Source organism: Stenotrophomonas maltophilia (assembly GCF_001676385.1).
Lineage (GTDB): Bacteria > Pseudomonadota > Gammaproteobacteria > Xanthomonadales > Xanthomonadaceae > Stenotrophomonas > Stenotrophomonas maltophilia_J.
Genome location: NZ_LYVJ01000001.1, coordinates 140,899 through 154,504 on the forward strand (window position 1 = coordinate 140,899; position 13,606 = coordinate 154,504).

Sequence of the window (13,606 nt, forward strand, 5' to 3'; positions counted from 1 at the left end):
TTCCAGTTCGTTGTCTGGTCATGCGAAAAACCCGGCCTCGGCCGGGTTTTTTGTTGGGTTCGAGTTGGCTGTGTAGAGCAGCGCCTTCCGGGTATCGGGTGGAGCCTGCGGGTGGGTCCGGGCAGGACACGCTGCAAGTACATCCCTGTAAGCTCGGCCGCGGCATCCATGCCGCGGACGGTCCTGCCCGGACCCATCCGCAGGCTCTCGACGGTTTCCTGCGTGCGCGGCCGATGTAGAGCCGAGCCCACGCTCGGCTCAGGCCGACAGGAGCGGTCATGCGTGCGCTCGCGGCTGTTGAGTCCGCCTTGTAGCGAGCCGAGCACCGCAGGGGAATCAGGGGCGAAGAGGCGCCGCTGTTTGAGCGCAGCGAGTTCGGCGCCGTCCCCTGATTCACCGAGGAGCACAGGGCACCGGCGCGCAGCGCCGGCTCGCGGATGGCGGAGCGTTTCTTTGGTTACTTTCTTTTCGCGAAAGAAAGTGACACCCCGCCGCGGTCGCGGAAAAGGGCCGCCGGGCATGGCCCGGCGCTATCGGCGCGTGGGCGCGCGCAAATGCGCGGCCGAGCATGGGCTCGGCTCTACAGGATCACTGCAGATCACGCAGATTCAACTTCCGCAGGGTCGGGTTCTTCCACGCGGTAATTCCGGCCACGCTCAGCACCGCGAACCCACCCAGTACCACCGCGGGCACCAGGCCCAGCAGCTTCGCCATGGTGCCGGCATAGAAGGCGCCCAGTTCGTTGGATGAGCTGATGAAGATGCCGTTGATCGACGACACCCGTCCACGCATTTCTTCCGGCGTGGCCAGCTGCAGGATGGTCGAGCGGATCACCACCGAGACACCGTCGAAGGCCCCGTAGAACAGCAGGATCAGCGCCGACAGCCAGAAGTGCTGTGACAGCCCGAAGCTGATCACGCACAGGCCGAAGCCGGCTACTGCGAACAGCAGCACGCGGCCCGCATTGCGATGCAGCGGGTGGCGGGCCAGCCAAAGCCCCACGCACACCGAGCCCAGCGCTGGCATTGCGCGCAGGATGCCCAGGCCCTCCGGGCCATGGTGCAGGATCTCATGCAGGAACGCCGGCAGCATCGCCACCACGCCGCCCAGCAGCACCGAGAACATGTCCAGTGCCATCGCGCCGACCATGATCCGGTTGCCGACCACGAAGCGGGCGCCCTCAGCAATGCTCTTGAAGATCGGCGCGGCCGGGCCGGCATGCACCGGTTCTTCCACCTTCAGCGTGGCCAGGCAGGCCATCGCCACCAGCGCAAAGGCCGTTGCCACCGCATAGGACAGGCCTTTGCCGCCAAAGCCGACCAGCACGCCCCCCAATGCGGGCCCGGCGACCATGCCGGCCTGGAACACCACGGCACCAAGGCCAGCGCCCCGGGCGTACTGGTCACGGGCCAGCACGCGGGCGAACAGCGCGTTGTAGATCGGCGACAGGAAGGCGCGGACCATGCCGGTCAGCGCGATGGCGGCATAGATCGGCCACACACCGTCAAACGGCAGCCAACCTTGGGCGACCCCGGTCAGCACCAGTGCGGTGGCGACCAGCCCGGCACAGGCGAACATGCCCAGCCGGCGCCGCGGCAGGTGGTCTACCAGGTAGCCGGCGAACGGGGCCACGCAGAAGAACGGCAGTACCTCGGCCAGGCCGACCAGGCCCAGCGAAAACGGATTGCGGGTGACTTCGTAGATGTGCCAGCCGACGGTGACCGCGACCACCTGGTAGGACAGCATCGCGAAGATGCGGTACGCCAGCAGCCTGGCGAAACCGGGCCGGGACAGCAGGCCCAGCGCGCTGTCTTCGGCTGTGGCGGGTTCGCTCACGACGGGTCGCGCTGCAGCTGGGCCTGCGCGGTCTCGCGGATGAAGGCCAGCATCGCCGCCACGCCGTTGCTGCGGGTGGGCGACAGATGGCGGGCCAGGCCGATGTCCTGGATGTAGCTTGGCTCGGTCGCCAGGATTTCCTGCGCCGAGCGCCCGGAGTACACGCGCAGTGCCAGGAAGATCAGGCCGGAGACAATGGCCGAATCGCTGATGGCGTGGAAGCGCAGCGACTGCGCGTTGCCTTCGGGCACGATCCAGACCATGGACTGGCAGCCGAGCAGGCGATGCTCTTCGGTCTTCCAGTCTTCCGGGAAAGCCGGCAGCTTGCGGCCGAGGTCGATCAGGTACTGGTAGCGCTCGGACCAGTCGCCGAAGAAGCCGAATTCCTCGGCGATGGCGGCCTGGGCCTCGGCGGCGGTGGGTTCAAGCGGGAACGGGGAGTCGGTCACAACAGTCTCTACGGTGGGGGCGTGGCCGGCGGACCGGCCACGGGGCAGGGCGGGTCAGCCGCGCTTGCGCGACCAGCGCACGCCCTGCGGGGTGTCTTCCAGCACGATACCCTCCGCAGCCAGTTGGTCGCGGAGCGCATCGGAGCGGGCGAAGTCACGCGCTCTCTTGGCGGCGGCACGTTCGTCGATCAGGCCCTGGATGCGTGCGTCGTCACCATCGCCCGCAGCGGTCCCGAACCATTGCGCCGGATCGGCCTGCAGCAGTCCCAGGGCCAGGCCGGCGCCGAGCAGCTCACCCTTGAGGCGGGTGCGTTCAGCCGGATCGGTGGCACGGCGCGCGTCGGCGGCGATGCGCGCCAGCTCGGCCAGTGCCTGCGGAGTATTGAGGTCGTCGTCCAGGGTTGCTTCGATGGAGGCCGGGATCACGGCGCCGGCCTCGACCGACGCCAGCTCGCGCAGGGTGCCGTACAGGCGGTCCAGGGTGCGCACCGACTGTTCGATCAGTGCGTCGGACCAGTCCAGCGGCTGGCGATAGTGGGCCGACAGCAGGGCCAGGCGCAGCGCTTCCGGCGGATGCTGGCGCACCAGGTCGTGCACGCGCTCGATGTTGCCCAGCGATTTGCTCATCTTGGCGCCGCCGAAGTTGAGCATGCCGTTGTGCAGCCAGAAGCGGGCGAAGATCCGGCCGCCGTGGGCGCATTCGCTCTGTGCGATCTCGTTCTCGTGGTGCGGGAACTGCAGGTCGACGCCACCGGCGTGGATGTCGATGGTCTCGCCCAGATGGGCGGCGGCCATCGCCGAGCATTCGATGTGCCAGCCCGGGCGGCCACGGCCCCAGGGGGATTCCCAGCCGGGCAGGTCCTCACTGGACGGCTTCCACAGCACGAAATCGCCCGGGTCGCGCTTGTACGGGGCAACGTCGACGCGGGCACCGGCCAGCATCTCCTCGGGGTCGCGGCGCGAGAGCTTGCCGTAGCCGTCGAAGCTGGCTACCGCGAACAGCACGTGGCCCTCGGCGGCATAGGCATGGCCATTGGCGATCAGCTGCTCGATCATGGTGATGATCTGCGGCATGTGCGCGGTCACCTCCGGCTCGATGTCCGGCGGCGCCACGCGCAGTGCGGCCATGTCTTCACGGTAGGCGGCCGCGAAACGGTCGGTGATGGCGCTGATCGGCACCCCCTGTTCGCGCGCCGCGGTGTTGATCTTGTCGTCCACGTCGGTGATGTTGCGGGCGTAGCGCAGCGCGCCGAAGCGCCGCCGCAGCAGGTCGGCCAGCACGCCGAACACCACCGGGCCGCGCGCGTTGCCGATGTGCACGTAGTTGTAGACCGTCGGGCCGCACACATACAGGGTCGGACAGGCCGGATCGAGCGGGGTGAACGGTTCGAGCTGGCGAGTCAGGTTGTTGTGCAGGCGCAGGGTCATGGGGCTGTGGCTGGGGGACAAGCCGGTGATTTTAGAACGTGTCGGCCCCTTTGGGGACGCCGGTTTGCACGGCTGGATGCCGGGCCCGCTCCGGGGGTGGGGTGGGCAGGAGCGGCGTGGACGGGTAATGTTCAGCCCCTTGCGCTCGCCACTGCCTACACTATCGCCGTGTCCTTGCTCCCGTCGCCCATGAAATCCACCGCGCTGCTGACCCTGGCCTGCCTGTCGGCACTGGCCGTCGTGGCCGAGGCGCAGGAGGCGGAACCGCGCAACCGCGTGGTGATCGTGGAGAACGTCAAGTTCGACTATGCCCAGGTACTGAACGTCGAGCCGGTGTTCCAGGTCCTGCGCGCGACCCGTACCGAGGAGCACTGCGAACCGGTTTCCACCCGTACCCTGGCCCCGGTCAACGTGACCGGCGAGGAGCCGGTCGAGGACAAGGGCCGGATCAGCCGCTTCTGGGACTCGGTGCGCTCGATGTTCAAGCGCAGCGACGAGGAGCCGTCCGAGGAGGCCGCAAGCGAGGCCCCGGCGCCGGCGCCGGCCAACAATGGGCCGATGCTGACCCGCGACTGCCGCATCGTGCCGGTGGGGCGCGAATTCCGCCGGCCCATCGCCTATGACGTGGACTACGTCTACAAGGGCACCAAGTACCGTTCGCGGCTGCCGGAGGACCCCGGCAACCGGCTCAGGATCCGGGTATCGATCACCCCCTGGATCGGCCCTGAGCAGGACGCTGCCGGCAATCCCTGATTCTGCGACCCCCGCCTCTTGCGCCGGCCCCGGCTGCGTGCAAAGATGGCCGACCATGAAGCTCACCGACTTCCAGCACGACAGCAGCGCAGCCCGACAGGCGTCGGGCATGACCTCGCGTGCGCGTCGACCGGAACCCCACATTCTCGCTGGGTAACCGGAGCTTTTTGCTGTTCGTCCGAAAAAACCCAGCCCGCCGGCTGGGTTTTTTCGTTTCCAGCTCCCTGAACACTGCAACTGCAACCTTTTCGTTCCACCTTTTCCCTTCCACCGCGCCGGAGCCGGCGCCGCCACGCAAGGAAAGATGATGTCCCCCAAGCACTTCCTGAACACCCAGGACTGGAGCCGCAGCGATCTCGACGCGCTGCTGGCCCAGGCCGCGCTGTTCAAGCGCAACAAGCTCGGCGACCAGCTCAAGGGCAAGTCGATCGCGCTGGTGTTCTTCAACCCGTCCATGCGCACCCGCACCAGCTTCGAGCTGGGCGCGTTCCAGCTCGGCGCCCATGCCGTCGTGCTGCAGCCGGGCAAGGATGCGTGGCCGATCGAGTTCAACCTCGGCACGGTGATGGAGGGGGAGACCGAGGAGCACATCGCTGAAGTGGCCAAGGTGCTGGGCCGTTACTGCGACATCATCGCCGTGCGCGCGTTCCCCAAGTTCGTCGACTGGGCATACGACCGCCAGGACATCGTCCTCAACAGCTTTGCCAGGTACTCGCCGGTGCCGGTCATCAACATGGAGACCATCACCCACCCGTGCCAGGAACTTGCCCACATCCTGGCCCTGCAGGAGCACTTCGGCACCCGCGACCTGCGCGGCAAGAAGTACGTGCTGACCTGGACCTATCACCCCAAGCCGTTGAACACGGCGGTGGCGAATTCGGCCCTGACCATCGCCACCCGCATGGGCATGGACGTCACCCTGCTGTGCCCGACCGCCGATTACATCCTCGACGAGCGCTACATGGGCTGGGCCGAGCAGAACGTGGCCGAGAGCGGCGGTTCGCTGAAGGTCAGCCATGACATCGACAGCGCCTACGCCGGCGCCGATGTGGTGTATGCCAAGAGCTGGGGCGCGCTGCCGTTCTTCGGCAACTGGGAACCGGAAAAGCCGATCCGCGACCAGTTCAAGCACTTCATCGTGGACGAGCGGAAGATGGCGCTGACCAACAACGGCGTGTTCAGCCACTGCCTGCCGCTGCGCCGCAACGTGAAGGCCACCGACGCGGTGATGGATTCGCCGCAATGCATCGCCATCAATGAAGCCGAGAACCGCCTGCACGTGCAGAAGGCGATCATGGCCGCAGTGGCCGGGCGCTAGATCGAACAAGGGGGTAGAGCCGACCGTTGGTCGGCTGCTCCCGCAGCGGCGCATCCAACATTCCAGCCGACCAACGGTCGGCTCTACCGAATTCTCATCCCCCAAGTGGACCTGACCCCATGAGCAACAAAGACGTCGTCCTCGCCTTCTCCGGCGGCCTCGATACCAGTTTCTGCGTGCCGTACCTGCAGGAGCGCGGCTACAACGTGCACACCGTGTTCGCCGACACCGGCGGCGTGGATGATGAAGAGCGTGATTTCATCGAGAAGCGCGCGGCCGAGCTGGGCGTGGCCAGCCACGTCACCGTCAATGGTGGCCCGGCCATCTGGGAAGGCTTCGTCAAGCCGTTCGTCTGGGCCGGCGAAGGCTACCAGGGCCAGTACCCGCTGCTGGTTTCGGACCGCTACCTGATCGTCGATGCCGCGCTCAAGCGCGCCGCCGAGCTGGGCACCAACATCATCGCCCACGGCTGCACGGGCATGGGCAACGACCAGGTCCGCTTCGACCTGGCGGTGAAGGCGCTGGGCGATTACCAGATCATCGCGCCGATCCGCGAGATCCAGAAGGAACACACCCAGACCCGTGCCTACGAGCAGAAGTACCTCGAAGCGCGTGGCTTCGGCGTGCGCGCCAAGCAGCAGGCCTACACCATCAACGAGAACCTGCTGGGCCTGACCATGTCCGGCGGCGAGATCGACCGCTGGGAAGCCCCGGGCGAGGGCGCGCGTGGCTGGTGTGCACCGCGCAGCGAGTGGCCGGAACAGGCGCTGACGGTGACCCTGAAGTTCGTCGAAGGCGAAGCCGTCGAACTGAACGGCAAGGCGCTGCCGGGCGAGCAGATCCTGGCCCAGCTCAACAAGCTGTTCGCCCCGTACGGCGTGGGTCGCGGCGTCTACACCGGCGACACCGTGATCGGCCTGAAGGGCCGTATCGTGTTCGAGGCCCCGGGCCTGGTCTCGCTGCTGGCCGCGCACCGCGCGCTGGAAGACGCCGTGCTGACCAAGCAGCAGAACCGCTTCAAGCCGGACGTGGCGCGCAAGTGGGTGGAACTGGTGTACGAGGGCTTCTACCACGACCCGCTGAAGACCGACATCGAGGCTTTCCTGAAGTCCTCGCAGGCCAAGGTCAACGGCGAAGTGGTGCTGGAGACCCGCGGTGGCCGCGTCGACGCGGTGGCGGTGAAGTCGCCGCACCTGCTCAACACCAAGGGCGCCACCTACGCGCAGTCGGCCGACTGGGGCGTGGAGGAGGCCGAAGGCTTCATCAAGCTGTTCGGCATGAGTTCCACGCTCTATGCGCAAGTGAACCGCTGAAACCGCGGCGCCCGGGTCCACTGCGGGCCAGGGCGCCGGCAAACGGATGAATCGATGAGCGCGCTCCGCATCAGCACCGATCCGCAGCACCTGGACGTTGCCCTGATCCACCAGTTCCTGTCCACCCAGGCCTATTGGAGCCTGGGCATCGGGCGCGAGGTGGTGGAACGGGCGGTCAAGGGGTCGCTGTGTTTCGGCGCCTACCTGGACGAGTTCGGCCAGGTCGCGTTCGCGCGCGTCATCACCGACGGTGCCACCTTTGCCTATCTGGCCGATGTATTCGTGTTACCGCAGCACCGTGGCCAGGGTTACAGCAAGCAACTGCTGCAGGCGATCATGGCCCACCCGCAGTTGCAGGGCCTGCGCCGCTTCATGCTGGCCACCAGCGATGCACACCGGCTTTACGCCGCGTTTGGCTTCAGCGCGCCGGCACGGCCCGAGCTGCTGATGGAAATCGTGCGCCAGAACCTCTATGCCCCGGCTTCGGCCGAGTAATACCTTGTTGATCCCATGACCGACCTGCTCGCTTCGACCCTGCAGCACCTCCAGGCCCTGGTGTCGTTCGACACCCGCAACCCGCCACGTGCGATCACCACCGGCGGCATCTTCGACTACCTGCGCGCGAACCTGCCCGGCTTCACCGTCGAGGTGATCGACCATGGCGCCGGTGCGGTCAGCCTGTACGCCGTGCGCGGCACCCCGAAGTACCTGTTCAACGTGCACCTGGATACGGTGCCGGACTCGCCGCACTGGAGTGCCGACCCGCATGTGATGCGCCACCTGGATGACCGGGTGGTGGGCCTTGGCGTGTGCGACATCAAGGGGGCCGCCGCTGCGCTGGTGGCGGCGGCCAATGCCAGCAACGGTGATGCCGCGTTCCTGTTCTCCAGCGACGAGGAAGCCAACGATCCGCGCTGCATCGCCGCGTTCCTGGCCCGTGGGTTGCCTTATGACGCCGTGCTGGTGGCTGAGCCGACCATGAGCGAAGCGGTGCTTGCGCACCGGGGCATCAGCTCGGTGCTGATGCAGTTCGCCGGCCGTGCCGGCCATGCTTCGGGCAAGCAGGATGCCGCCGCCAGTGCACTGCACCAGGCCATGCGCTGGGGCAACCGTGCGCTGGACCATGTGCAATCGCTGGCTTCGGCCCGCTTTGGTGGACTGACCGGCCTGCGCTTCAACATCGGTCGCGTCGAAGGCGGGATCAAGGCCAACATGATTGCCCCTGCGGCCGAAGTGCGTTTCGGCTTCCGCCCGCTGCCGTCGATGGACATCGACGGACTGCTGGCAACCTTCGCCGGGTTCGCAGAGCCGGAAGCCGCACTGTTCACCGAAACCTTCCGTGGCCCCAGCCTGCCGGCCGGTGACATCGCCGAGGCCGAGAACCGCCGCCTGCTGGCGCGGGACGTGGCCGATGCGCTGGAACTGCCGATCGGCAACGCGGTGGACTTCTGGACTGAGGCTTCGCTGTTCTCCGCCGCCGGTTACACCACGCTGGTGTTCGGGCCGGGTGACATTGCCCAGGCCCACACTGCCGATGAGTTCGTGACGCTGGACCAGCTGCAGCGCTACACCGACGCCGTGCACCGGATCATTGCTGCCGGCGCCTGATCGACCCTACAACGCCGCCCGGCCCCGGCCGGGTGGAACTGCAACGCGGCGACCGCCGCCTGTGACGAAACCGAAATGTCTCCTGCCCTCCAGCCCCACCGCCAGACCCGCCAGACCATCGTGCGCCTGCTCTCCAGCATGGCCAGCGCGAAGGAGATCAGCCAGTACCTCAAGCGCTTTTCGCAGCTGGACGCCAAGCGTTTCGCCGTGGTCAAGGTGGGCGGCGCGGTGCTGCGCGACGACCTCGATGCATTGACCTCCTCGCTGTCGTTCCTGCAGGAAGTCGGCTTGACCCCGATCGTGCTGCATGGCGCCGGCCCGCAGCTGGATGCCGAGCTGTCTGCCGCCGGCATCGAGAAGCAGACCGTCAACGGCCTGCGCGTGACTTCGCCGGAAGCGCTGGCGATCGTGCGCCGGGTGTTCCAGCAGTCCAACCTGCGCCTGGTCGAAGCCCTGCAGCAGAATGGCGCGCGCGCCACGTCGATCACCGGCGGCGTGTTCGAGGCCGAGTACCTGGACATGGACACCTACGGCCTGGTCGGCGAGGTGAAGAAGGTCAACCTGGCGCCGATCGAGGCCAGCCTGCGCGCCGGTTCGATCCCGGTCATCACCAGCCTGGGCGAAACCGCCGGCGGCCAGATCCTCAACGTCAACGCCGACTTCGCCGCCAACGAACTGGTGCAGGAACTGCAGCCGTACAAGATCATCTTCCTGACCGGCACCGGCGGCCTGCTGGACGAGCAGGGCAACGTGATCGATTCGATCAACCTGTCCACCGAGTACGACCACCTCATCGCGCAGCCGTGGATCCACGGCGGCATGAAGGTGAAGATCGAGCAGATCAAGGATCTGCTCGACCGCCTACCGCTGGAATCGTCGGTGTCGATCACCCGCCCGGCCGATCTGGCCAAGGAGCTGTTCACCCACAAGGGCTCGGGTACGCTGGTGCGCAAGGGCGAGAAGGTGCTGCGTGCCACCACCTGGAGCGAGCTGGACCTGCCGCGCCTGAAAGGCCTGATCGAATCCAGTTTCGGCCGTTCGCTGGTGCCGGGCTACTTCGAGAAGACCCGGCTGCTGCGTGCCTATGTCAGCGAAAACTACCGTACCGCGGTGATTCTCACCGACGAGGCCGAAGGCGTTTACCTGGACAAGTTCGCGGTGCTGGATGATGCACAGGGCGAAGGCCTGGGCCGCGCGGTCTGGAACGTGATGCGGGAGGAGACTCCGCAGCTGTTCTGGCGCTCGCGCCATGGCAACCCGATCAACCACTTCTACTACGCCGAGTCCGATGGCTGCTACAAGCAGGATCACTGGAAGGTATTCTGGTTCGGCGCCGACGGCATCGACCGTATCAAGACCTATGTCGACCACTGCGCCCAGCGCGCCCCGAGCCTGCAGGGCTGATCGATGAACGCCATCGACGCCTGGACCATGGTTCCCCGCCTGTGCGGCCGTCACGTGACGCTGCAGCCGCTGCAGCGCGAACACGTGCCGGGCCTGCGTGCTGCGGTGGACGGCAGTGGCCTGGACCAGCTCTGGTATACCCAGGTGCCGTCGCCGCAGCAGGTCGAACAGTATGTGCAGGCAGCGCTGCAGGCGCAGGGCGAGGGCAAGGCGCTGCCGTTCGTGATCCTTGATGCGAACGGTGGTGTCATCGGCAGCACGCGCTTCTACGACATGGACGCCAGCGTGCCGAAGCTCAGCCTCGGCTATACCTGGTACATCCCGCGCGTGCTGCGTACGGGGGCCAACACCGAAGCCAAGCTGTTGCTGCTGCAGCATGCCTTCGAAACCATGGGCTGCATCAGCGTGGTGCTGGAAACCAGCTGGTTCAATTTCGCCTCGCGCAGTGCCATCGCCCGCCTCGGCGCCAAGCAGGATGGCGTGCTGCGCAACCACAAGCGGCACGCCGACGGCACGCCGCGCGACACCGTCATCTTCTCCATCATCGATGCGGAATGGCAGGGCGTGAAGCGCCACCTGCAGCACCGCCTGGACAGTCACGCATGAACGATCCGACCTTTACCCTGGGCATTGTCGGTGCCCGCGGCCATACCGGCGCCGAGCTGATCAAGCTGGTGGCCGCCCATCCGCGCCTGAAGCTGGCTTTCGTATCCTCGCGCGAGCGTGCCGGGCAGCGCCTGTCCGACCACCATCCGGAGTTCCCCGGCGAGCTGCGCTACGAGAACCTGGACGCCGATGCAGTGGCCGCCAAGGGCGTGGATGCGGTGATCCTGGCCCTGCCCAACGGCCTGGCCGCACCGTTCGTGGCCGCGCTGGACGCAGCGAAGCCGGAGACCGTCATCGTCGACCTGTCGGCCGACCACCGATTCGACAACAGCTGGTACTACGGCCTGCCGGAGCTCACCCGCGGCCGCTACAACGGCCAGAAGCACATCAGCAATCCGGGCTGCTATGCCACGGCCATGCAGCTGGCGATCCATCCGCTGCTGGACCTGCTGGCCGGCCCGCCGCAGTGCTTCGGTGTGTCCGGCTACTCCGGTGCGGGCACCACGCCGTCGGACAAGAACAACGTGGCACTGCTGGCCGACAACCTGATGCCGTATGCGCTGACCAACCATGTGCACGAGCGCGAGGTGTCGGTGCAGCTGGGCGTGGCTGTGGAGTTCATGCCGCACGTCGCACCGCATTTCCGTGGCATCACCCTTACTGCCAACCTGTGGCTGAACCGCGTGCAGACCCGCGATCAGATCGTCGAGCGCTTCCAGCAGGCCTATGCCGGCGAGCCACTGATCGAAGTGGTGGATGAAGCCCCCTGGGTCAGCCGAATCGCTGGCCGCCACGGTGCCCAGGTCGGTGGGTTCACGCTGGCCCCGGGCGGCAAGCGGGTGGTCGTGGTTGCTACCCTGGACAACCTGCTGAAGGGCGCGGCCACCCAGGCCATGCAGAACCTCAACCTCGCGCTGGGCATCGACGAACTGACGTCGATCCCGCACTGAACCCGCATCCCGGAGCCCCCATGGCAGACCTTCTTTGGCAAAAGCCCGGCGTCGCTGTCGACGCCCAGATCCAGACTTTCCTCGCCGGCGACGACGTGATCCTCGACCGTGAGTTCTTCCTGCATGACATCGCCGCCAGTGCCGCGCATGCGCAGGGCCTGCAGCACATCGGCATCCTCAGCGCCGACGAACTGGCGGGCCTGCTGCGCGAGCTCGACATACTGGCGCAGGACTTCCGCCAAGGCCGCTTCGTGCTGGATACGCAGTACGAAGATGGCCACTCGGCGATCGAGGCGCGCCTGACCGAACGCCTGGGCGATGCCGGTCGCAAGATCCACACCGGTCGCAGCCGCAACGACCAGATCCTGGTCGCCACGCGCCTGTGGTTGAAAGAGAAGCTGCAGCGCGTCGCCCAGCTCAGCGCCGAAGTGGCCAAGGTTGCGCTGGACCGGGCGCAGGCCGAGAAGGATCTGCCGATTCCCGGTTACACCCACATCCAGCGTGCCGTGGTGTCCTCGGCGGGCATGTGGTGGGCCGGCTGGGCCGAGGCCTTCATCGACAACGCCACCCGCGCGCGCGACACCCACGCGCTGATCGACGCCAACCCGCTCGGCACTGCCGCCGGCTACGGCGTCAACCTGCCGCTGGACCGCGAGCACACCACGGCGGCGCTCGGCTTCGCACGCATGCAGGTCTCGCCGATCTACGCGCAGCTGTCGCGCGGCAAGTTCGAGCTGGCAGCGCTGGAAGCGCTCGGTGGCGCCACGTTGGACCTGCGCCGCATCGCCTGGGACCTGTCCCTGTTCACCAGTGCCGAGTTCGGCTTCGTGGCCTTGCCGGCGCAGTACACCACCGGTAGTTCGATCATGCCCAACAAGCGCAATCCGGACGTGATCGAACTGATGCGTGCAACGCATGCCAGCGTTGCGGCCGCACGCACCGAGATCGAGCAGCTGCTGTCGTTGCCGTCGGGCTACCACCGCGACCTGCAGTCGTCCAAGGGGGCCATCTTCCATGGCTTCGGGCGCGGCCTGGCCGCGCTGGAACTGCTGCCGGCATTGCTGGGCAACCTGGAATGGCGTGATGACAGGCTGCGCGCAGCGATCGACTCGGGCATGTATGCCACCGACCTCGCGGTGGAGGCCGCGGTTGCGGGTGTACCGTTCCGCGAGGCCTACAAGGCGGCCGCGGCGGGCGCAGACAGCGCAGGGCAGGGACGTACCCCGGAAGGAAGCCTGGCCGCGCGCGTGTCGCCGGGTTCGGCTGCCGATCTGCGCCTGGACGAGCTGCGCACACGCTGGCAGGCGCTGTCCTGATGAGCGCGGTCAGCACCTCCACGGCCCGGCACTACACCTGGGGGGGGCGTTGCGACGGCTGGCACCTGCTGGATGTGCCGGACCTGAGCGTGATCGAAGAGAGGATGCCACCGGGTACCGCCGAGGCCCGCCATCGCCACCTGCGTTCGCGGCAGTTCTTCCGCGTGCTGGAAGGCGAGGCCGTGCTGGAACTGGATGGCACCGCGCACGTGCTGCGCAGCGGCGACGGGCTGCATGTGCCACCGGGCGCCGCGCACCAGATGCGCAACACTTCGGCGGCTGACGTCCATTTCCTGGTGGTTTCAGCACCGCACAGTCACGGTGACCGTGAACCCGTTCCGCTGGAGAATCCGCAATGAGCACCGTGTACCTGGTCCTGGCCATGCGCCGACCGGATTTCAATGCCGCAGCCGTGCAACCGCACCGCGACTTCCTCGATGCTCTGCGTGAGCAGGGCCGGCTGCAGCTGACCGGCGGTTTCGCCGATGGCAGCGGCGGCGCCTACGTGCTGTGCAACGTGGAAAGCCTGGCGCAGGCGCAGGCCATCGTCGCCACCGACCCGCTGGTGACGATGCAGGCCTCCGACCTGACCGTGCACGAATGGAACACCCGCTGAGGCCCTGAT

Annotated in this window: 14 protein-coding genes; 11 read left to right on the forward strand and 3 right to left on the reverse strand. The window is 67.0% G+C overall.

From position 1 onward, the window contains the following. Positions 1-588 precede the first annotated feature (588 nt). From A9K58_RS00790 to cysS, 3 genes are read right to left on the reverse strand one after another with little or no spacing between them, the layout of a single operon-like run. Positions 589-1,836: an MFS transporter gene (locus A9K58_RS00790; RefSeq protein ID WP_065197515.1), complete on the reverse strand. Its 1,248-nt coding sequence runs from the start codon at positions 1,834-1,836 to the stop codon at positions 589-591. Then, entirely contained in the window at positions 1,833-2,285 is a 453-nt protein-coding gene (locus A9K58_RS00795) for a SufE family protein (protein WP_065197516.1), read from the reverse strand. The genes A9K58_RS00790 and A9K58_RS00795 overlap by 4 nt, the downstream gene beginning before the upstream one ends. 54 nt (positions 2,286-2,339) lie before the next feature. Continuing rightward, on the reverse strand, positions 2,340-3,713 hold the full coding sequence (gene cysS, locus A9K58_RS00800) for a cysteine--tRNA ligase (RefSeq protein ID WP_065197517.1): 1,374 nt from the start codon (positions 3,711-3,713) through the stop codon (positions 2,340-2,342). A 189-nt stretch (positions 3,714-3,902) separates the two neighbouring features. Between cysS and A9K58_RS00805 the strand changes: the two genes are divergently transcribed. The 11 genes from A9K58_RS00805 (at position 3,903) to A9K58_RS00855 (ending at position 13,597) form a co-directional block, all read left to right on the forward strand. Then, entirely contained in the window at positions 3,903-4,466 is a 564-nt protein-coding gene (locus tag A9K58_RS00805; RefSeq protein WP_065197518.1) for a glycine zipper 2TM domain-containing protein, read from the forward strand. A gap of 307 nt (positions 4,467-4,773) precedes the next feature. Further along, on the forward strand, positions 4,774-5,784 hold the full coding sequence (locus tag A9K58_RS00810) for an N-acetylornithine carbamoyltransferase (RefSeq protein ID WP_065197519.1): 1,011 nt from the start codon (positions 4,774-4,776) through the stop codon (positions 5,782-5,784). A 119-nt stretch (positions 5,785-5,903) separates the two neighbouring features. Beyond that, a complete protein-coding gene (locus A9K58_RS00815) occupies positions 5,904-7,097 on the forward strand; it encodes an argininosuccinate synthase (RefSeq protein WP_065197520.1) in 1,194 nt (397 codons plus the stop codon). A 54-nt stretch (positions 7,098-7,151) separates the two neighbouring features. Further along, a complete protein-coding gene (locus A9K58_RS00820) occupies positions 7,152-7,592 on the forward strand; it encodes a GNAT family N-acetyltransferase (protein WP_065197521.1) in 441 nt (146 codons plus the stop codon). A 15-nt stretch (positions 7,593-7,607) separates the two neighbouring features. After that, entirely contained in the window at positions 7,608-8,705 is a 1,098-nt protein-coding gene (locus tag A9K58_RS00825) for an acetylornithine deacetylase (RefSeq protein WP_065197522.1), read from the forward strand. 75 nt (positions 8,706-8,780) lie between these two features. Further along, positions 8,781-10,109 (forward strand): acetylglutamate kinase, encoded by a 1,329-nt coding sequence (locus A9K58_RS00830; RefSeq protein WP_065197523.1) that lies wholly within the window; start codon positions 8,781-8,783, stop codon positions 10,107-10,109. A 3-nt stretch (positions 10,110-10,112) separates the two neighbouring features. Then, positions 10,113-10,715 (forward strand): GNAT family N-acetyltransferase, encoded by a 603-nt coding sequence (locus A9K58_RS00835; protein ID WP_065197524.1) that lies wholly within the window; start codon positions 10,113-10,115, stop codon positions 10,713-10,715. Further along, a complete protein-coding gene (gene argC, locus A9K58_RS00840) occupies positions 10,712-11,665 on the forward strand; it encodes an N-acetyl-gamma-glutamyl-phosphate reductase (protein WP_065197525.1) in 954 nt (317 codons plus the stop codon). Before A9K58_RS00835 ends, argC begins: the two co-directional genes overlap by 4 nt. A gap of 20 nt (positions 11,666-11,685) precedes the next feature. Beyond that, on the forward strand, positions 11,686-12,981 hold the full coding sequence (argH, locus tag A9K58_RS00845) for an argininosuccinate lyase (protein ID WP_065197526.1): 1,296 nt from the start codon (positions 11,686-11,688) through the stop codon (positions 12,979-12,981). Next, entirely contained in the window at positions 12,981-13,340 is a 360-nt protein-coding gene (locus A9K58_RS00850) for a cupin domain-containing protein (protein WP_065197527.1), read from the forward strand. Before argH ends, A9K58_RS00850 begins: the two co-directional genes overlap by 1 nt. Continuing rightward, positions 13,337-13,597, forward strand: coding sequence for a YciI family protein (locus tag A9K58_RS00855; protein WP_065197528.1), 261 nt, complete (start codon positions 13,337-13,339; stop codon positions 13,595-13,597). Before A9K58_RS00850 ends, A9K58_RS00855 begins: the two co-directional genes overlap by 4 nt. The last annotated feature ends 9 nt before the right edge of the window (positions 13,598-13,606 follow it).